At 65.9% G+C, this 18,092-nt stretch carries 15 protein-coding genes; 6 read left to right on the top strand and 9 right to left on the bottom strand.

Annotation, left to right across the window (positions count from 1 at the left end):
• The first annotated feature begins 183 nt into the window (after positions 1 to 183).
• Together lon and LOY33_RS19910 are read left to right on the top strand one after the other, a co-directional pair.
• Positions 184 to 2,604 carry an endopeptidase La gene (gene lon / locus LOY33_RS19905; RefSeq protein WP_043862009.1) on the top strand — a complete coding sequence of 807 codons (2,421 nt, stop codon included), beginning with the start codon at positions 184 to 186 and terminating at the stop codon, positions 2,602 to 2,604.
• Positions 2,605 to 2,739: 135 nt separating this feature from the next.
• Positions 2,740 to 3,138 carry a protease inhibitor I42 family protein gene (locus LOY33_RS19910; protein ID WP_043862010.1) on the top strand — a complete coding sequence of 133 codons (399 nt, stop codon included), beginning with the start codon at positions 2,740 to 2,742 and terminating at the stop codon, positions 3,136 to 3,138.
• Positions 3,139 to 3,156: 18 nt separating this feature from the next.
• Here LOY33_RS19910 and LOY33_RS19915 read toward each other — a convergent pair whose 3' ends face one another.
• The 3 genes from LOY33_RS19915 to LOY33_RS19925 all read right to left on the bottom strand — a co-directional run bounded on the left by LOY33_RS19915 (position 3,157) and on the right by LOY33_RS19925 (position 6,341).
• Positions 3,157 to 4,071: a hypothetical protein gene (locus LOY33_RS19915; protein ID WP_054914765.1), complete on the bottom strand. Its 915-nt coding sequence runs from the start codon at positions 4,069 to 4,071 to the stop codon at positions 3,157 to 3,159.
• Positions 4,072 to 4,150: 79 nt separating this feature from the next.
• The gene (locus tag LOY33_RS19920; protein WP_058540954.1) at positions 4,151 to 5,155 is read right to left on the bottom strand and encodes an alpha-xenorhabdolysin family binary toxin subunit B; all 1,005 of its coding nucleotides are present in this window, start codon (positions 5,153 to 5,155) and stop codon (positions 4,151 to 4,153) included.
• Between the two features lie 10 nt (positions 5,156 to 5,165).
• Positions 5,166 to 6,341 (bottom strand): alpha-xenorhabdolysin family binary toxin subunit A, encoded by a 1,176-nt coding sequence (locus tag LOY33_RS19925; protein WP_054914767.1) that lies wholly within the window; start codon positions 6,339 to 6,341, stop codon positions 5,166 to 5,168.
• Positions 6,342 to 6,503: 162 nt separating this feature from the next.
• Here LOY33_RS19925 and cmoA point away from each other — a divergent pair, with 162 nt between their 5' ends.
• Positions 6,504 to 7,283 carry a carboxy-S-adenosyl-L-methionine synthase CmoA gene (cmoA, locus tag LOY33_RS19930; RefSeq protein ID WP_173925038.1) on the top strand — a complete coding sequence of 260 codons (780 nt, stop codon included), beginning with the start codon at positions 6,504 to 6,506 and terminating at the stop codon, positions 7,281 to 7,283.
• Positions 7,280 to 8,236, top strand: a complete 957-nt coding sequence (cmoB, locus tag LOY33_RS19935) for a tRNA 5-methoxyuridine(34)/uridine 5-oxyacetic acid(34) synthase CmoB (RefSeq protein WP_043862015.1) — start codon at positions 7,280 to 7,282, stop codon at positions 8,234 to 8,236. The genes cmoA and cmoB overlap by 4 nt, the downstream gene beginning before the upstream one ends.
• A gap of 71 nt (positions 8,237 to 8,307) precedes the next feature.
• Here cmoB and LOY33_RS19940 read toward each other — a convergent pair whose 3' ends face one another.
• From LOY33_RS19940 to LOY33_RS19955, 4 genes are all read right to left on the bottom strand, one after another.
• Entirely contained in the window at positions 8,308 to 8,502 is a 195-nt protein-coding gene (locus tag LOY33_RS19940) for a co-regulatory protein PtrA N-terminal domain-containing protein (RefSeq protein ID WP_058540951.1), read from the bottom strand.
• A 70-nt stretch (positions 8,503 to 8,572) separates the two neighbouring features.
• Positions 8,573 to 11,725: a CusA/CzcA family heavy metal efflux RND transporter gene (locus LOY33_RS19945; RefSeq protein WP_258659835.1), complete on the bottom strand. Its 3,153-nt coding sequence runs from the start codon at positions 11,723 to 11,725 to the stop codon at positions 8,573 to 8,575.
• A 19-nt stretch (positions 11,726 to 11,744) separates the two neighbouring features.
• Positions 11,745 to 12,965, bottom strand: coding sequence for an efflux RND transporter periplasmic adaptor subunit (locus tag LOY33_RS19950; RefSeq protein ID WP_043862018.1), 1,221 nt, complete (start codon positions 12,963 to 12,965; stop codon positions 11,745 to 11,747).
• 27 nt (positions 12,966 to 12,992) lie between these two features.
• A complete protein-coding gene (locus tag LOY33_RS19955) occupies positions 12,993 to 14,243 on the bottom strand; it encodes a TolC family protein (protein WP_043862019.1) in 1,251 nt (416 codons plus the stop codon).
• A gap of 191 nt (positions 14,244 to 14,434) precedes the next feature.
• Between LOY33_RS19955 and LOY33_RS19960 the strand changes: the two genes are divergently transcribed.
• Both LOY33_RS19960 and LOY33_RS19965 read left to right on the top strand, forming a co-directional pair.
• Positions 14,435 to 15,109, top strand: coding sequence for a heavy metal response regulator transcription factor (locus LOY33_RS19960; RefSeq protein ID WP_258659837.1), 675 nt, complete (start codon positions 14,435 to 14,437; stop codon positions 15,107 to 15,109).
• A complete protein-coding gene (locus LOY33_RS19965; protein WP_043862021.1) occupies positions 15,106 to 16,485 on the top strand; it encodes a heavy metal sensor histidine kinase in 1,380 nt (459 codons plus the stop codon). Before LOY33_RS19960 ends, LOY33_RS19965 begins: the two co-directional genes overlap by 4 nt.
• Positions 16,486 to 16,567: 82 nt before the next feature.
• Here LOY33_RS19965 and pdxJ read toward each other — a convergent pair whose 3' ends face one another.
• Entirely contained in the window at positions 16,568 to 17,311 is a 744-nt protein-coding gene (gene pdxJ, locus LOY33_RS19970; RefSeq protein ID WP_258659838.1) for a pyridoxine 5'-phosphate synthase, read from the bottom strand.
• Positions 17,312 to 17,355: 44 nt separating this feature from the next.
• A complete protein-coding gene (gene recO, locus LOY33_RS19975; RefSeq protein ID WP_043862023.1) occupies positions 17,356 to 18,039 on the bottom strand; it encodes a DNA repair protein RecO in 684 nt (227 codons plus the stop codon).
• Between the last annotated feature and the right edge of the window lie 53 nt (positions 18,040 to 18,092).

The raw sequence follows: 18,092 nt of genomic DNA on the forward strand, positions 1-18,092 counted from the left end.
TGGGCTGCCGTGCAGCCCTTCGCCGGCAAGGCCGGCGCCTGCAGGACCATGTGACAGCATGGCCCGGCAGGCGCCGGCCTTGTCGCTGAAGGGGCCGCCCGGCACTGCACATACCTGTCCGCCCATTGAAACCTCCCCCCTCCCGCCCCATCTAAGCACCATAGTCATTCACGCAGGTGCCCCATGAGCGACCAGCAGGATCTCCCCGAACATCCCGACCAAGACGCTGAAGTCGAGCATCTCGACGCCTCCGACCACACCGGTCGCACCCTCGCCATCCCCGGCCAGCAACTGCCGGACAAGGTCTACGTGATCCCGATCCACAACCGCCCGTTCTTCCCCGCGCAGGTACTGCCGGTGATCGTCAACGAAGAACCCTGGGCCGAGACCCTGGACCTGGTGGCCAAGACCCCGCACCACAACCTGGCGCTGTTCTTCATGGACACCCCGCCCGAAGACCATCGCCACTTCGATACCTCGGCCCTGCCGCTGTACGGCACCCTGGTCAAGGTGCACCACGCCAGCCGCGAGAACGGCAAGCTGCAGTTCGTCGCCCAGGGCCTGACCCGCGTGCGGATCCGCACCTGGCTCAAGCACCACCGCCCGCCCTACCTGGTGGAAGTCGAATACCCGCACCAGCCCAGCCAGCCGACCGACGAGGTCAAGGCCTACGGCATGGCCCTGATCAACGCGATCAAGGAGCTGCTGCCGCTCAATCCGCTGTACAGCGAAGAGCTGAAGAACTACCTCAACCGCTTCAGCCCCAACGACCCTTCGCCGCTCACCGACTTTGCCGCCGCCCTGACCTCCGCCACCGGCAACCAGCTGCAGGAAGTACTCGACTGCGTGCCCATGCTCAAGCGCATGGAAAAGGTGCTGCCGATGCTGCGCAAGGAAGTCGAGGTGGCACGCCTGCAGAACGAGATCTCTGCCGAGGTGAACCGCCAGATCGGCGAGCACCAGCGCGAGTTCTTCCTCAAGGAACAGCTCAAGGTCATCCAGCAGGAGCTGGGCCTGACCAAGGACGATCGCAGCGCCGACCTGGAGCAGTTCCAGCAGCGCCTGGCAGGCAAGACCCTGCCCGCTGCGGCGCAAAAGCGCATCGACGAAGAAATGGGCAAGCTGTCGATCCTGGAGACCGGCTCGCCCGAGTACGCCGTCACCCGCAACTACCTGGAATGGGCCACCGCTCTGCCCTGGGGCGTGTACGGCAAGGACAAGCTCGACCTCAGGCATGCACGCAAGGTGCTCGACCAGCACCACGCCGGCCTGGATGACATCAAGGATCGCATCATCGAGTTCCTTGCCGTGGGCGCCTACAAGGGCGAGATCAGCGGTTCGATCGTGCTGCTGGTGGGCCCGCCGGGCGTGGGCAAGACCAGCATCGGCAAGTCCATCGCCGAGTCCCTGGGGCGGCCGTTCTACCGCTTCAGCGTCGGCGGCATGCGCGATGAGGCCGAGATCAAGGGCCACCGGCGCACCTACATCGGTGCCCAGCCGGGCAAGCTGGTGCAGGCGCTCAAGGACGTCGAGGTGATGAACCCGGTGATCATGCTCGACGAGATCGACAAGATGGGCCAGAGCTACCAGGGCGACCCGGCCTCGGCCCTGCTCGAAACCCTGGACCCGGAACAGAACGTCGACTTCCTCGACCATTACCTGGACCTGCGCCTGGACCTGTCCAAGGTGCTGTTCGTGTGCACCGCCAACACCCTCGATGCCATCCCCGGGCCGCTGCTCGACCGCATGGAGGTGATCCGCCTGTCCGGTTACATCACCGAGGAAAAGGTCGCCATCGCCAAGCGTCACCTGTGGCCCAAGCAACTGGCCAAGGCCGGCGTGGCCAAGGCCAGCCTGGGTATCAGCGACAGCGCATTGCGCACGGTTATCGAAGGCTATGCCCGTGAAGCCGGGGTGCGCCAGCTGGAAAAACAACTGGGCAAGCTGGTGCGCAAGGCCGTGGTGCAGTTGATCGACACACCCGATGCAGTGATAAAGATCGGCCCCAAGGACCTCGAAGCTTCACTCGGCATGCCGGTGTTTCGCAGCGAGCAGGTGCTGTCGGGCAAGGGCGTGATCACCGGCCTGGCCTGGACCAGCATGGGCGGCGCCACGCTGCCGATCGAGGCGACCCGCATCCACACCCTCAACCGTGGCTTCAAGCTCACCGGCCAGCTGGGCGAGGTGATGAAGGAATCCGCCGAGATCGCCTACAGCTACGTCAGCGCCAACCTCAAGCAGTACGGTGGTGAGGTGGGCTACTTCAACGAGTCTTTCATTCACCTGCACGTGCCCGAAGGGGCCACGCCCAAGGACGGCCCGAGTGCCGGGGTGACCATGGCCAGCGCCCTGCTGTCCCTGGCACGCGACCAGGCACCGAAAAAAGGCGTGGCCATGACCGGCGAGCTGACCCTGACAGGGCAGGTATTGCCGATTGGCGGGGTACGCGAGAAGGTGATTGCGGCGCGCCGGCAGAAGATCCACGAGCTGATCCTGCCGGAGGCCAACCGCGGCGACTTCGAAGAACTGCCCGGCTACCTGAAGGCCGGCCTGCAGGTGCATTTCGCCAGGCGCTTCAGCGACGTGGCCAAGGTGCTGTTCTGAAACAGCGGTAACAGAAACAGCGCGGGCTGCAGGCAGCCCGCGCGGGCACCCGGCAGCGAAGCGTGAGAATCTTCCCAAGGCAGCACACTTTCCCTATTATCGGCTGCCCGGACCCTCCCCGAGCCAGGAGTCATGATGACCGCATCCCGTGTGTTACTGAGTTCGAGCCTGATACTCCTGGCCAGCTGTGCCAGCCAGCCCACACCTCCACAGCCGCTGCTGGTGGAAAAACAGAGCCAGTGCCCGGTCACGCTCGATGTCGGCCAGGCCATCACCCTGGCGTTGCCCAGCAACCCCAGTACCGGTTATCGCTGGCTGCTGCAGAATCCGGCCAACGGCGTACTTGCGGCGCTGGGCCCCGAGGTCTACAGCAACCCCGAAGACACCGGCCTGGTGGGCAGTGCCGGCCGATCGCTGTGGCGCTTCAAGGCCAGCGCCAGCGGCAGCGGCCACCTGCTGCTGGTGTATCAGCAACCCTGGGCACCGGAGGTCAAGCCGGCGATGAGCTTCGACTGCGACATCCAGGTACGCTGAGGCTGCGCCCCGGAGCATTTACTCAAGGCGTTTCTGAAGACGCCTGGCGCACTCTTCGATGAATGACCACTGCGCCAGGAAATTCTTGAAGTGAATGACGAATCTGGCCAGTTGCTGACTGTCCTGCATGCTGTGCAACTTGCCGATCGAGGCGTCCAGATAGGTCTCGATGAACTGCCAGGCGGTCTGCAGGTGCGACGCAGCAGTGGTGACGTCTTCCAGGCGTACCACCAGATTTCGCATGCGCTGCGCCAGTAGCCCCAGGTTCCCTTCCTTTGTGCCGGATGCCACCAGGCGCTCGATCTTGCGCCCCAGTGCCGGCCTCAATTCGAACCGGGCGTCATCACGAAACCTGTCGGTCTCCTTGCGTACTTCACCGACCTGGAACTGGAAGACGCCCGCCGAGTTCTTGAGGTTGGCCACCCACCGTGCCATCTCCAGCACAAGGGTTCGGTCTGGTGCATCCAGTTGCACGGGCACCTCGAACTGCACGCCTTGCCAAGCCTCCCTGCGCCCGCCCAACGCCTTGGTACGTTCACAGGCCAGCAGCGCACGCTCGCCTGACAGGCTGATGGAGCTGGCGCAGTTGATCAGCGCGATGGGCAACTGAATGCTTTTCTGCTTCAACCGCCCCCATGAGTCGGCGTGGAGGTTGATGCGATGGAACAACACCTGCATCGGGTAGAAGTCGAGCTCGGGGTCCGGGTGACGGTAGTATCCCAACCACTGCAGAAAGGCCTCCCGTCGGGTCGGTATCGCCATCACATGGTCCATGTAGGCATCCAGCACGGCAACGTGTTCGCGGGTGAACGTCAGGTCGATCCGCCCCTCCTCCTCCAGATCCTGCACCAATTGCAGCGGAATCAGGGCTATCTGGGTATCCAGCTCATCCTGAGGCAGTGGATGCCTCAGTCTTTGAATAATATTGTTCATTGTGGGTCATCACCAGAGCAATCCAGAAGCCGCAAGGCGCTGCTGGCCAGCACAGCCTGCAGCGCCTTGCGCCCTTCACTCAAAGGCCGGCAACATACTCGGCCTTGATCTTTTTCTTGTAGGCTTTCAACGCCTCGACCAGCTCGCTGACCGCTCTCAACGCCTGCACATCGTCGATGCTGCAGGCGATGAGCCGATCCCACACCGGTTTCAGTTGCACGGCGATGCGCCTGATGCCGGCCAGCCATTGCTCGCGTGACGTGACCAGCTCGGCATAAGCCTCAAGGTGCTGGCACTGGGCCTGGAGGCGCGTCTTGTCCCGTGCCATCGCGGTCAGTTGCAGTTGCAGTTCATCGTGCTGCTTCTGCATCCCTCGGCGCTGCTCGAGCATCGTTGCATAGCGCATGCCTTCCATTGCCGCACCGATGATTTCGCCAATTTTCTTCAGCGCGCCTTGCACTGCCTCGACCGACAGTCCGCCCGTGGCGATGACATCCGCCGCCGCCTTGAGCTGCTCGGTGGTCGGCAACAGGCCGCCGAAGGTGGATTCCACCTTGGCCGCCTCAAGTACCTTGATCGCCTCGTCAAGACTGGCCAGGGCCTCGCGCCGCACGGCCAGTTCGTCTTCGCAGGCCTTGCTATTGGCCGCCAGCCTGTCGAGCTCGCCCTGATAGCGAGCCTTGTCGGCACTGGAGTCATAGACCGGGATGGCCGTGATCTGAGCCGTGGCCGTGCGCAACTGCCCCAACTGATCGTTGAGCTTGACGGCAATCTCGCCGATGGCGTCCTGTGCCACCTCCAGATACTGCGCAATGTCCTCGGGATCATCGTTCGGGTCGATGTCCTTTTCGAGGCCGCCCAGGTCATTGCTCTTGATCGCGACGATGATGCGATCGGCATGGCGCATCAGTTGCTGGAGGTTGTCGTCAAGACAGCGTGCATTGCGCTCCACACGCTCGTGCAACAGGGGCAGGAAGGCATAGCGGCTGTCCTGGGCGGCCTTCAGGTAGGCGGCACCGGCACGCAGGACCCTGTCGAACTGCGGATCATCCCAGCCCAGCGGAAATTGAAGAATGTTGCTCATGGGTAGCTCCTTATTGGGCCCACAGCGTGTCGTCGAAGACCCGGCTCATGGTGATGGAGCAGGCTTCGATAAACGCCCACTGCGAGAGAAAGTTTCTGAAATGGATGATGAAAATGCCCAGCTGCCGGCTGTCGTTCATCTTTTCGAGCTTTTCGATGGACGCTTCGATGTAGGTGCCGATGGTCTGCCAGGCCGTCTGCAGGTGCGAGGAAGCGGTCACCACCTCCTGCAGGCGGGTGGCCAGTTCATCCATATGGGTCGTGAGTACCTGCAGGCGTCCCTCCAGGTTGACCGCCGCCGTCAGGCGCGCCCCCACAGCCTTGCGTTCCTTCTGCACCCGGTTGCGGGTCTTGCGCACCTTTTCGGCCTTGGAGCCGTAGATCGAGCCTGAGATGACCGCCCCCAGCGGGCCGGCCGCCAGCCCGGACAGGGCCGCCTTGACGTACTCGTCGTACTGCTTGTTGAGGTTGTCGATTTCCTTGTCCAGCGCCGCCAGCTCATCGCGCAGGGCCTGAGTGGCACCGCTGGCCTGGTGACGCTCGATGGCGTCGGTCTTGAGGGCGACCTCGTTCATCAGCTCGAAACGCGCGGTGTCGCGAAAGGTTTCGGTGTGGCTGCGCACGCTGCTTACGCGCGCGTGAAAATGCTCGACTTCATCCTTGAGCACCTCCATGTAGTCCACAAGCGACGAGACGATCTCCCGGTCGCCGAAGCTCAACGCAACCGGCGCTGCGAACTGCACGGACTCCCACGTATCACGCCGCCCGCCAAGGGCCTTGGTCTTCTCGCATTCCTGCATCACACCCTCGCCGGTGGTGTTGATGCCACGGGCACACACCCCCAGCTCGGCGGACAGCTTCTTGCACTCGTCGGACAGCGTGCCCCAGGCGCGGGCATGCTTGTGCAGGTTGAGAAAGGTCGTGCGCATGGCACTGACCGACAGTACCGGCTCCTTGATGTCGGTGTAGCCAAGCCAGGGCACCAGCGACGCGGTTTCGGTCGGCAGGCCGGTGACATACTTCACATACTGATTGAGCGTGACGATATGTTCGCGGGAAAGCGTCAGCCCTCCCTCGTTTTCGCCATCACGCTGGTTCATGCCTTCGATCAGGTTTCTGGGCAGCAGGGCCGCTTCCTTTTCCAGTTCACCGGTATCGTACGAGCGCGCGCCAGGTTCGAGTTTCATTTCACATTCCTTGTGAGTGAGCCAATAGGGTCAAGCCACTTCACTCTAAGGACCCGCCGACAAGACAAATAGCCGGCAGGCTTTCCTCGAAGCCGGCATTGGAATGCAGCGGCCAGCCGCGCCGGTCAGTCGGCCATGCATCCTGTTGCAACATTGGCTAAAATGCCGGCCCTTTACCGCCGAACGCCTGGATTGCCCGTGAGCAAAGAGCCCGATCGCCTGTTCGCCACCCCGCTGGCGCAGGTCCCCGATTTCACCTTCAACGAAGATGTCGTGCGGGTTTTCCCCGACATGATCAAGCGCTCGGTGCCCGGCTACCCGACGATCGTCGAGAACATCGGCGTGCTGGCTGCCCAGTTCGCCCAGCCCGATACCCTGCTGTACGACCTGGGCAGCTCGCTCGGTGCGGTGACCCAGGCGATGCGCCGACATGTACGCAGCGAGGGCTGCAAGGTGCTGGCAGTAGACAACTCCCCGGCCATGGTCGAGCGCTGCCGCGAATACCTCAGCCACCAGGACGCGATGCACCAGGAGTTGCTGCCGGTGCAGGTGATCGAGGCCGACATCACCGCGCTGGACCTGCAGCCGGCGTCGGTGGTGGCGCTGAACTTCACCCTGCAGTTCATCGAGCCGCAGGCACGCCTGGCCCTGCTTGGCCGCATTCGCCAGTGCCTGGTGCCTGGCGGCGCACTGATCCTGTCGGAAAAGCTGCGCTTTGCCGACCCGCAGCAACAGGCCCTGCTCACCGATCTGCACGTGGCCTTCAAACGCGCCAACGGCTACAGCGAACTGGAAATTGCCCAGAAGCGCAGTGCCATCGAAAACGTGATGAAACCCGACAGCCTCGAGGAACACCGTCAGCGCCTGCTGGCAGCCGGTTTCTCGCAGGTGGTGCCGTGGTTCCAGTGCCTGAACTTCGCCTCGCTGATTGCCCTGCCATGATCGATCTGACTCCCCTGGTCCGCCGCATGGCGGGCACCCCATTGGCGCACTGGGCCCAAGGCCTGCAGGCGCAACTCGATGCCAAGCTGGAAAAGGGCCATGGCGACCTGGAGCGCTGGCAAAGCGCACTGGATGCGCTGCCGGCCCTGGAGCCCAGCCAGGTCGACCTGCTGCACGGCCTGCGCCTGGACAGCGATTGCGACGACGCCACCCGCGCACAGGTGCGCACCGCGCTGATGGGCCTGTCGCCCTGGCGCAAGGGCCCGTTCGACCTGTTCGGCGTGCACGTGGACACCGAATGGCGTTCGGACTGGAAGTGGTCACGGGTCGCGCCGCACCTGGACCTGCGCGGCAAACGCGTGCTGGATGTGGGCTGTGGCAACGGCTACTACCAATGGCGCATGCTCGGCGCCGGCGCCGACAGCGTGATCGGCGTGGACCCCAACTGGTTGTTCTTCTGCCAGTTCCAGGCCGTGCAGCGTTACCTGCCGGACCTTCCCGCCTGGCACTTGCCGTTCGCCCTGGAAGACCTGCCGGCCAACCTGGAAGGTTTCGACACGGTGTTCTCGATGGGGGTGTTCTACCACCGCCGCTCGCCGATCGAGCATTTGCTGGCGCTCAAGGACTGCCTGGTCAAGGGGGGCGAACTGGTGTTGGAAACCCTGGTGGTCGAGGGTGACGAGCATCAGGTGCTGGTGCCTGAAGACCGCTATGCGCAGATGCGCAATGTATGGTTTCTGCCCTCGGTGCCGGCACTGGAGCGCTGGTTGCGTCGCGCCGGCTTCAGCGATGTGCGCTGCGTGGATGTGAGCGTGACCAGCGTCGAGGAACAACGCAGCACCGACTGGATGCGCTACCAGTCGCTGAGCGACTTCCTCGACCCTACCGACCCGACCCGAACCGTCGAAGGCCTGCCGGCACCCAGGCGGGCGGTGCTGGTGGCGCGCAAGTAATCAGAAGGGGGCCTCTTCGCCTGCAGGAGCCGGCCTTGCCGGCGCAGAGGCCCTTGCGAACACGGCGTGCGTCAGTCCTTCACCACCTGCTGCTGCACCTGCTCCTTCTTCTGCGCTACCTCCTTCCTGCCCTCCCCATGCACCCGCTCCTGGCTCTTGCGAAACTCGGCCCAGAACGCCTTGGTGCGCTCGGCGCCGCCTTCGGCCATTGCCGCGCTGCTGCCCAGCAGCAACGCGGCGATCAGTGCGTACTTGCTCAGGTTCATCGACCTTCCCTCATGATTGGATTCGAACCGATCATAAGCAGCCCAAGCTAACGCCAAGGTGAGCCGCACATTACAGTGCTGCAAGATTGTGCTCCTCCTCCTTGCGGTGCGCCCAGTGGTACAGGGCCGGCAGCACCAGCAGGGTCAACGCGGTGGACGAGAGGATGCCGCCGATCACCACGGTGGCCAGCGGGCGCTGCACCTCGGCACCGGTGCCAGTGGCCAGTGCCATCGGAATGAACCCCAGCGACGCCACCAACGCGGTCATCAGCACCGGCCGCAGACGCGTCAGCGCACCTTCGTCGATGGCCACGCGCAGCGGCCGGCCCTGCTCGCGCAAGCTGCGGATGAAGGCGATCATCACCAGCCCGTTGAGCACCGCCACCCCCGACAGGGCGATGAAGCCCACCCCTGCCGAAATCGACAATGGAATGTCGCGCAGCCACAGCGCCACCACCCCGCCGGTCAGCGCGAACGGGATGCCGGTGAACACCAGCAGGCCGTCCCTGACGCTGTTGAACATCATGAACAGCAGCCCGAACACCAGCAGCAATGCCACCGGCACCACCACCTGCAGGCGCTTGGCCGCCGATTGCAACTGCTCGAACTGACCGCCCCAACGCGTCCAGTAGCCAGGCGGCACTTCCACCTGCGTATCGATGCGCTCGCCGGCCTCGGCCACGAACGAACCGATGTCGCGGCCACGCACGTTGGCGCTGACCACCACCAGGCGCTTGCCGTCTTCGCGGCTCACCTGGTTGGGCCCCTGCACCAGCGCCAGGCTGGCCACCTCGGCCAGGCTGATGAAGCCGATACCGCCGTCGCTGCCCGCACTGGCCGGTACCGGAATCAGCAGCTGCGACAAGCCTTCGATGTCGGTACGCACGTCGTCCGAGAGGCGCACCACCATGTCGAAACGCCGGTCGCCCTCGTACAGCGTGCCGGCCTGGCGGCCGCCCACGGCCACGGCGATGGTGTCCTGCACATCGCCGACGTTGAGCCCGTAGCGTGCAGCCTTGTCGCGGTCGACCTCGATGGTCAGCACCGGCAGGCCCGAGGTCTGCTCGACCTTGACCTCCGATGCCCCCGGCACCGCCTGCAAGGTTGCGGCAATCTGTGCTGCCGTGCGGTTGAGCACCGTCATGTCGTCGCCGAAGACCTTGACCGCCACATCGCTGCGCACCCCGGAAATCAGCTCGTTGAAGCGCAGTTGAATCGGCTGCGACAGCTCGTAGTTGCTACCCGGCACCCGCGCCGCCGCGCGCTGGATATCGGCGATCAGTTGCTCGCGCGACTTGCCGGGGTCGGGCCACTGCGCCTGCGGCTTGAGCATCACGTAACTGTCGGAGATGTTCGGCGGCATCGGGTCGGCGGCGATCTCGGCGGTGCCGGTGCGCGCAAATACGCGCTGCACCTCCGGCACCTGGCTGACCACACTCTCCTCCAGGCGCTGCTGCAATTGCACCGACTGGCTCAGGCTGGTGCCCGGCACCCGCAGTGCCTGCAGGGCGAAATCGCCTTCGCTGAGGCTGGGCACGAACTCGCTGCCCATGCGCCCGGCCAGCACCGTGCACAGCAGCACCGACGCCCCGGCCAGGGTAAACGCCAGCCCACGGTGCCCCATCACCCAGCGCAATAGCGGCGCATAGCCGGCCTTGGCGCTGCGCATCAGCAGGTTTTCCTCTTCCTTGACCTTGCCGGTGACGAACAGCGCGATGGCCGCCGGCACGAAGGTCACCGAGAGCAGCATCGCTCCCAGCAGGGCGATCACCACGGTGAAGGCCATGGGGTGGAACATCTTGCCCTCCACCCCGCCCAGGGCAAAGATCGGCAGGTACACCACCATGATGATCAACTGGCCGAAGATCAGCGGGCGGCGCGCCTCGCGGGCGGCATTGAACACTTCGTGCAGGCGCTCGGAGCGGGTCAGCAGGCGGCCATGGTGCTGCTGGGCGTGGGCCAGGCGGCGGATCGCGTTCTCCACGATCACCACCGCGCCATCGACGATGATGCCGAAGTCCAACGCACCCAGGCTCATCAGGTTGGCACTGACCTTGTTGCCGAACATGCCGGTGAAGGTGAACAGCATCGACAGCGGAATCACCATGGCGGTGATCAGCGCGGCGCGGATGTTGCCCAGAAACAGGAACAGCACCGCGATCACCAGGATTGCACCTTCCACCAGGTTCTTCTTCACCGTGGCGATGGCCTTGTCGACCAGGTCGGTGCGGTCGTACACCGTGACCGCGCTGACACCCGCCGGCAGCGTGCGGTTGATCTGCGCCAGCTTGTCGGCCACTGCCCGCGACACAGTGCGGCTGTTCTCGCCGACCAGCATGAACACGGTGCCCAGCACCACCTCACGGCCATTTTCGGTAGCCGCGCCGCTGCGCAGTTCGCGGCCGATGCCCACCTGGGCGACATCGCGCACGCGAATCGAGGTGCCGTCGACAGTGGCCAGCACGATGTTGGCAATGTCGTCGATGCCTGCCAGTTGCCCCGGCGCACGAATCAGCAGTTGCTCGCCACGGCGCTCGATGTAGCCGGCACCGACGTTGGCGTTGTTGCGCTCCAGGGCCGTCAGCAGGTCGCCCAGGGTCAGCTTGTAGGCGGCCAGGCGCCTGAGGTCGGGGGCAATCTGGTACTCCTTGGCGTAGCCGCCGATGCTGTTGATCTCGGCCACACCGCGCACGTTGCGCAACTGCGGCTTGATGATCCAGTCCTGGATCTCGCGCAGGTCGGTGGGCGTGTACTCGCTGCCGTCGGCCTTGCGCGCATCCGGCGCGGCTTCCACGGTCCACAGGAAGATCTCGCCCAGGCCGGTGGAGATCGGCCCCATGGCCGCCTCGACGCCGTCGGGCAACTGCCCGCGCGCCTGTTGCAGGCGCTCGTTGACCAGTTGCCGGGCGAAGAACAGGTCGGTGCCCTCGTCGAAGATCACCGTCACCTGCGACAGCCCCGAGCGCGACAGCGAACGGGTCTGCTCCAGGCCCGGCAGGCCGGCCATGGCGGTCTCGATGGCGAAAGTGATGCGCTGCTCGGTTTCCAGCGGTGAAAAGCCCGCCGCCGAGGTGTTGATCTGCACCTGCACGTTGGTGATGTCGGGCACCGCATCGATCGGCAGCTTCTGGTAGCTGGCCAGCCCCAGCCCGGCCATCAGCAGCACCGCGAGCATCACGATCAGGCGCTGCTCGATGGCAAATTGAATGATCCGTTCGAACATGAGGAGTACTCGTGGGGGCTCAGTGGGAATGCTCGGCGCTGGCTTTGCCCAGCTCCGACTTGAGGATGAAGCTGCCCTGTGCCGCCACCTGCTGGCCGGCCTGCAGGCCCGCCTTGATCTGCACGAAGCCGTCGGCCACCACACCCGGGGTCACCGCCTGGGCGGTGAAGCCCTCTGCACTGCGCACGAACACGGTGGGCTGCTCTTCGAGGGTCTGCAGCGCGGCCTCCGGTACCGCCAGCGCCTCGTCCAGGCGTTCGGTAGGCACCCGCACCGCCACGAACAGGCCGGGGCGCCAGGCGCCGCGAGGGTTGTCCAGGGTGACCCGCACGGTGGCGGTGCGGGTCTGCTCGCCGAGCAGGCTGCCCACATGGCTGACCGTGCCGCTGGCCTGCTCGCCCAGTTCACTGGCCAGCACCGTCACCGGCATGCCGACGCGCAGCCTGGCCAGGTCACGCGGGGCCACGCCAAAGGTTGCCCACACCCGCGACAGGTCGGACAAGGTGAAGGCCGCACTGCTCTCGCTGACCACTTCGCCCGGCACCAGGTGCTTTTCCACCACCTGCCCGTCAAACGGTGCACGCAGCTCATAGCGGTTGCCGCCGGCCAGCACCACGCTGCCACTCAGCGCGCTGATCTTCTGCCGGGCATTGGTGGCGGCGATCTCGGCTTCCTGCAGGGCCTGGCGCGCCTGCAGGTAGTCCTGTTCGGCAGAGATGCCCTCCTGCCACAGGTCTTTCTCGCGGGCGAAGGTGCCGCGCGCCAGTTCCAGTCGCCGCTGGCTGGCCGCCAGCTCGCTGCGCTGCTCGGAGATCTGCGGGCTGGCGATCACCGCCAGCAGTTGCCCGGCCTTGACCTGCTGGCCGAGCACCACGGCCACCGATTCCACCACCCCGGCCGCACGCGGCACCAGGTGCGCGGTACGGTCCTCGTCGAAGCGGATCTCGCCCGGCAGGCCGAGGCTGCGGCTCAAGGTGCGCGGGGCCACGGTGGCCAGCTCGATACCGGCCACCTGGATCTGCTCGTCGCTCAGGGTCAGGTGGCCCTCCTGCTGTTCTTCGCCATGGCCTTCCTCGCCATGGGCGTCGTCGCCATGGCCCTTTTCCTCATCGCCATGGCCCGCCTCGGCATGCGCCGCGTGGGAGGCCTGCGGCGCATTCATCTGGTGACCCAGCACAACCCCCAGGCCAACGCCCAGGGTCAGGGTGACGGCCACCAGCGTGATGGTTTTGCTGTTCATGCACATTCCTCGGCAAATCGTCGGGGGTCAGCGGCTGGCGGTGGCCAGGTCGCCGAAAAGTCGTTCCAGGCGGACTCGCGCATCGCTGCCCTGGGCCTGCGCCGCCAGGTATTGGGTGCGCGCCGCCACCAGCGTGCGCTGGGCGTCGAGCACCTCGAGAAAGCTGAACTTGCCGCGCTCGAAACCCCGCGTGGCGGCGTCCACCGCCTGCTGCGCCGCCGGCAGTATCGAGCGGTCGAAGGCCTGTACCTCGCCCGCAGCCACCTGCCACTGCGCCAGCGCCTGCACCACTTCGCTGCGCACCCGCAGTTCGGCGCCGTTGCGCAGGTCGCGGGCCTGATCGGCACGCCGCGCCGCCGCCAGCACATTGCCCTGGTTGCGATCGAACAAGGGCAGCGGTATCGACACCCCGACCACATTGATGCGCTCGCGGTCGGCCTCGCTGTACTGGCTACCCAGGCTGACGGTGAGGTCGGGGATACGCTGGCTGCGAGCCAGCCCCAGGTCAGCCTCGCGCTGCTCGATCTGCAGGCGGGCCAGGCGCAGCTCGGCCGTGCGCTCGAGGCGGGCAAGCAGCGTGTCGCCCTCGGCTGGGGTCAGGGCGTCGGACGGCATGCCTGCCACCCGCTCGAACCCCGCCTGCGGCGCCCCCGTCACGCTGGCCAGTTGCTGATAGGCCACGGCCACGGTCTGCTGGGCACGGCCTCGTTCCAGGCGCATCTCGGACACCTGCACCTGCGCGCGGGTGGTTTCGATGGGGGAAGCGCTGCCGGCCCGCACCCGCCCCTGCACCACCTGCAGGCCACGCTCAGTCAGGCGCAGCGACTGCTCGGCCAGTTGCAGCCGTTCCTGCGCCTGCACGGCGGCATGAAACGCAGCCAGCACCTCGGCGCGCAAGGCATTGCCCTGGCGTTCCAGTTCCAGCGCCGCCAGGGCCTGCTCGCGCTGGGCCACCTCCACCCGCGCACCGCGCTTGCCGCCCAGTTCCAGGCGCTGGCTGAGGCTGACGGTGGTGGTCTGCGAGCCGCGGCGGGTATCTTCCTGCTCCCAGCTCAACTCCGGGTTGGGCAGCAGGCCGGCCTGGTTGCGTTCGCCCAGGGCGATCTCGGTGCCCCAGCGCGCCGCGGCAAGCTCGGGGTTGTTGTCCTGCGCGGTGCGCAAGGCGGCATCAAGCGTCAGCACGCTCGCCTGCAGCGCTGTCGAAAGCCCCAGCAGCACCCCGGCCAGCGCCGCCAGCCGCGCCACGCGCTGTGGATGAAGCCTGTGCCTGCACGTCATGCGTGAATCCCCCGCGCCCATTTCGAAGCGGGCACTTTAGGGAGCGGGCTTTATCGTCAACATGACCCCAGGATTACAAATCTGTTATCCAGCGCCGCTCAGGACCGGCTTGGCTTACCATGCGCGGCACGCCTTGACCCTGAAGTGACTCAAGGGTTGAGAATTGCCGTTTTGCACGCCGCGAGTACCCCATGCGCCTATTGATCATCGAAGACGAAGTCCGTACCGCCGAGTACCTGCAGCAGGGCCTGAGCGAGAACGGCTACATCGTCGACTGCGCCGCCACCGGCATTGACGGCCTGCACCTGGCCCGCCAGCACGCCTACGACCTGGTCATCCTCGACGTCAACCTGCCGCAGCTCGACGGCTGGAGCGTGCTGCAACGCCTGCGGGCGGAGTCCTCGACCCGTATCATGATGCTGACCGCCCACGGCAGGCTCTCGGATCGGGTCAAGGGCCTGGACCTGGGCGCCGACGATTACCTGCTCAAGCCGTTCGAGTTTCCCGAACTGCTGGCACGCATTCGCAGCCTGTTGCGGCGCAGCGAGCAGAACCTGGCGCAGGCCACGCTCAGGGTCGCCGACCTTGAGCTGGACCCCAGCCGCCACCGCGCCTACCGGCGCAACCAGCGTATCGACCTGACGGCCAAGGAGTTCGCCCTGCTGCACCTGCTGATGCGCCAGAGCGGCGAGGTGCTGTCGCGCACGCAGATCATCTCGCTGGTGTGGGACATGAACTTCGATTGCGACACCAACGTGGTGGAGGTGTCGATCCGGCGCCTGCGGGCCAAGATCGACGACCCCTTCGAGGACAAGCTGATCCACACCCTGCGCGGCGTGGGCTATGTGCTGGAAGCGCGCGAATGAAACCGGCACGACTGTCGTTGCGCCTGGGCCTGAGCGTCAGCCTGATGGGCGCGGCGCTGGTGCTGCTGCTGGCGAGCCTGGCGGTACTGGCGCTGGACCACGAACTGGACAACCGCGCCCGCAAGGTGCTGGCACGCAAGATGGAGCAGATCGAGCACAGCCTGGGAGTGGACCTGAAGGCCAGCGACCTGGGCTCGCGCGCCCACCCCCTGCTCGACCTGGTGATGGGCCACGACGACCTGAGCCTGAACATCATCGCCCAGACCGGACGCCACCCGGCCCTGTTGAGCCTGGGGCCTGCAGTGGAGGCCGAGCCGCTGCGGCGTATCGCGGCCGGGACAGCGCTGGGCTACAGCGAATGGCAGGACAGCGCCGAGGCCCGTCTGATGACCGCCGCGCGCCTGATGACCCTGCGTGACGGCACCCCGGTGCGGGTACTGCTGACGCTCAACCGAGCCGACGACCTCGGCCTGCTGCAGGCCTACCTGCGTTCGACGTTGCTGGCGTTGCCACTGCTGTTGCTGCTGATCGGCATTGCCGCCTGGAAGCTGGTGCAGCGTGGTCTGCTGCCGCTGCGCAGGTTTCGGCGGATTGCCGCCCAGGTGTCGGCGCAGGAGCTGAGCCACCGCCTGCCCGAGGACAAGCTGCCCCAGGAACTGAGTGCCCTGGCACGCGGCATCAACGTGATGCTCGACCGGCTGGATGGCGGCGTGCAGCGTCTGTCGCAGTTTTCCGATGACCTGGCGCACGAACTGCGCACGCCGATCAGCAACCTGATGGGCAGGGCCCAGGTGACCTTGTCACGGGTGCGCTCGGCGCAGGATTACCGGGTGGCGCTGGAGGACAGCATCGAGGAGCTGACGCGCCTGAACCGGATCATCACCGACATGCTGTTCCTGGCCCAGGTGGACGCGCCGCGTCAGCAACTGGCGTTGAAGCCGGTGGCGCTGGCCGACGAGGCGCAACGGGTGGTGGAGCTGTTCGCGCTGAGCGCCGAATGCAAGGCGATCACCCTGAAGGTCAGCGGCTGGGGCACGGTGCAGGGCGACCGGCTGATGCTGCAGCGGGCGCTGTCGAACCTGTTGAGCAATGCAATTCGCCACAGCCCCGAGGGCCGCCTGGTGGAAATCGGCATCGAGCAGAGCGCACGGGGCGTGCAATGCTGGGTGCGCAACGAGGGGCCGGGGATCGAGGCGGTGCACTGGCCGCACCTGTTCGAGCGGTTCTACCGGGTGGGCTGCGGGCGCTCGCGGGTGGAGGGCGGCACGGGGCTGGGGCTGGCCATCGTGCAGTCGATCATGCAGGTGCATGGTGGGCAGGTGGAGGTGACCAGCGCGGCGCAGGGGCCTACGCGCTTCAGTCTGATATTTGGCTAGGCGGCTTCGCCGGCAAGGCCGGCTCCAACAGGAATCGCGGTGCCTGTAGGAGCCGGCCTTGCCGGCGAAGGTCACGACGCATTCAGCGGTTGCTGGCTGCCAGAATCAGCTGTTTCATCTCGCTGACCGCACCCTTGAAGCCCACGAACAACGCATGGGCGACCAGTGCATGGCCGATGTTCAGTTCGTTGATGCCCTTGATCGCCGCCACCGGCTCGACGTTGTGGTAGTGCAGGCCATGCCCGGCATTCACGATCAGCCCCTGGGCCAGGCCGAAGGCCACGCCATCGGCCACGCGCTGGAGCTCTTCGGCCACCTCGGCGGGGGTCTGCGCATCGGCGTAACGCCCGGTGTGCAGTTCGATCGCCGGCGCGCCAACACGGCGCGAGGCCTCGATCTGGCGCTCGTCGGCATCGATGAACAACGACACCTCCGACCCCAGGCGCGACAGGCGCTCCACCGCCGCCTTGATCCGCGCCTCCTGCCCCGCCACGTCCAGGCCACCTTCGGTGGTCAGTTCCTGGCGTGTCTCGGGCACCAGGCAGATGTGCGCCGGGCGAATGCGCTCGGCAAACAGCATCATCTCTTCGGTGACGCCCATCTCGAAGTTCATGCGCGTCTGCAGCACCTCGCTCAGTACCAGCACGTCACGGTCCTGGATATGCCGGCGGTCTTCGCGCAAGTGCACGGTGATGCCGTCGGCACCCGCCTCTTCGGCGTCCAGCGCGGCCTTGACCGGGTCCGGATATCGCGTGCCACGGGCCTGGCGCAGGGTCGCCACGTGGTCGATGTTCACGCCAAGGAGGATGCGGTTGCTGGTGGTCACGAAGAGACTCTCCTGAAAATTGAGCCTCACAGCATACGTCGTGATCAAGGCTTGCGAAACAGTTCCCGGCTGACCAGCGGGCGCCCGCCCAGGTGCACCGCCAGCGCCTGGCGCATCAGGCGCTTGGCCGCGCCCAGCGCGCCCGGCATCGACCACTCGGCCTCGGCCATGGCCAGCAGGTGCGCGCCACTGAACAAGCCTGGCTGCACCAGGTACACCCGCTCCAGGCCCGCGTCCACCTGCAGGCGGTACAGGCCATCGGCCACCAGAGGATCGCCATTGATGTCGTGCTCAAGCGCAAAGCCATAGCCCAGCTCGTCCAGCAGGCGCCATTCGAAGGCACGCAGCAACGGCTCCAGCGGGCGCCCCGCACCCAGTGCCTGCAAGGTGGCAGCGTACTGCTCGAACATCACCGGGTGCGGGTCTTCGGCCTGAAGCAGGCGAATCAGCAGCTCATTGAGGTACAGCCCGCTGAACAGCGCGTCGCCGTTGAGCCAGACCGCCACGCCTGCGCTGTCCATGCGACCGACATTCTTGAGCTCGCCGCGCCCATGGAACTGCACCTCCAGCGGCACGAACGGACGCGCCAGGCTGCCGGCCTTGCCGCGCGCACGACGCAGCACGGCGCGCAGGCGCCCCTGGGGGGTAAGGAAGTCGACCAGCGCACTGGTTTCACGGTACGCCCGGCTGTGCAGCACGAAGGCCGGTTGGCCGTCTGGCATGTCCATGATTCAGCGCTTCACGAAGAGGTGGGCCCGACACCGGCCGGTGTCGGGCCAGG

Source organism: Pseudomonas sp. B21-036 (assembly GCF_024748925.1).
Classification (GTDB): Bacteria; Pseudomonadota; Gammaproteobacteria; order Pseudomonadales; family Pseudomonadaceae; genus Aquipseudomonas; species Aquipseudomonas palmensis.

What these genes read in the sequence shown, in the direction of transcription:
- cmoB (WP_043862015.1), top strand. Translation starts at nt 7,280, where the DNA reads ATGATCGATCTGACTCCCCTGGTCCGCCGCATGGCGGGCACCCCATTG.
- LOY33_RS19965 (WP_043862021.1), top strand. Translation starts at nt 15,106, where the DNA reads ATGAAACCGGCACGACTGTCGTTGCGCCTGGGCCTGAGCGTCAGCCTG.
- LOY33_RS19925 (WP_054914767.1), bottom strand. Translation starts at nt 6,341, where the DNA reads ATGAAACTCGAACCTGGCGCGCGCTCGTACGATACCGGTGAACTGGAA.
- LOY33_RS19960 (WP_258659837.1), top strand. Translation starts at nt 14,435, where the DNA reads ATGCGCCTATTGATCATCGAAGACGAAGTCCGTACCGCCGAGTACCTG.
- LOY33_RS19920 (WP_058540954.1), bottom strand. Translation starts at nt 5,155, where the DNA reads ATGAGCAACATTCTTCAATTTCCGCTGGGCTGGGATGATCCGCAGTTC.
- LOY33_RS19910 (WP_043862010.1), top strand. Translation starts at nt 2,740, where the DNA reads ATGACCGCATCCCGTGTGTTACTGAGTTCGAGCCTGATACTCCTGGCC.
- recO (WP_043862023.1), bottom strand. Translation starts at nt 18,039, where the DNA reads ATGGACATGCCAGACGGCCAACCGGCCTTCGTGCTGCACAGCCGGGCG.
- LOY33_RS19950 (WP_043862018.1), bottom strand. Translation starts at nt 12,965, where the DNA reads ATGAACAGCAAAACCATCACGCTGGTGGCCGTCACCCTGACCCTGGGC.
- LOY33_RS19940 (WP_058540951.1), bottom strand. Translation starts at nt 8,502, where the DNA reads ATGAACCTGAGCAAGTACGCACTGATCGCCGCGTTGCTGCTGGGCAGC.
- LOY33_RS19955 (WP_043862019.1), bottom strand. Translation starts at nt 14,243, where the DNA reads ATGACGTGCAGGCACAGGCTTCATCCACAGCGCGTGGCGCGGCTGGCG.
- lon (WP_043862009.1), top strand. Translation starts at nt 184, where the DNA reads ATGAGCGACCAGCAGGATCTCCCCGAACATCCCGACCAAGACGCTGAA.
- cmoA (WP_173925038.1), top strand. Translation starts at nt 6,504, where the DNA reads ATGCCGGCCCTTTACCGCCGAACGCCTGGATTGCCCGTGAGCAAAGAG.
- LOY33_RS19915 (WP_054914765.1), bottom strand. Translation starts at nt 4,071, where the DNA reads ATGAACAATATTATTCAAAGACTGAGGCATCCACTGCCTCAGGATGAG.
- LOY33_RS19945 (WP_258659835.1), bottom strand. Translation starts at nt 11,725, where the DNA reads ATGTTCGAACGGATCATTCAATTTGCCATCGAGCAGCGCCTGATCGTG.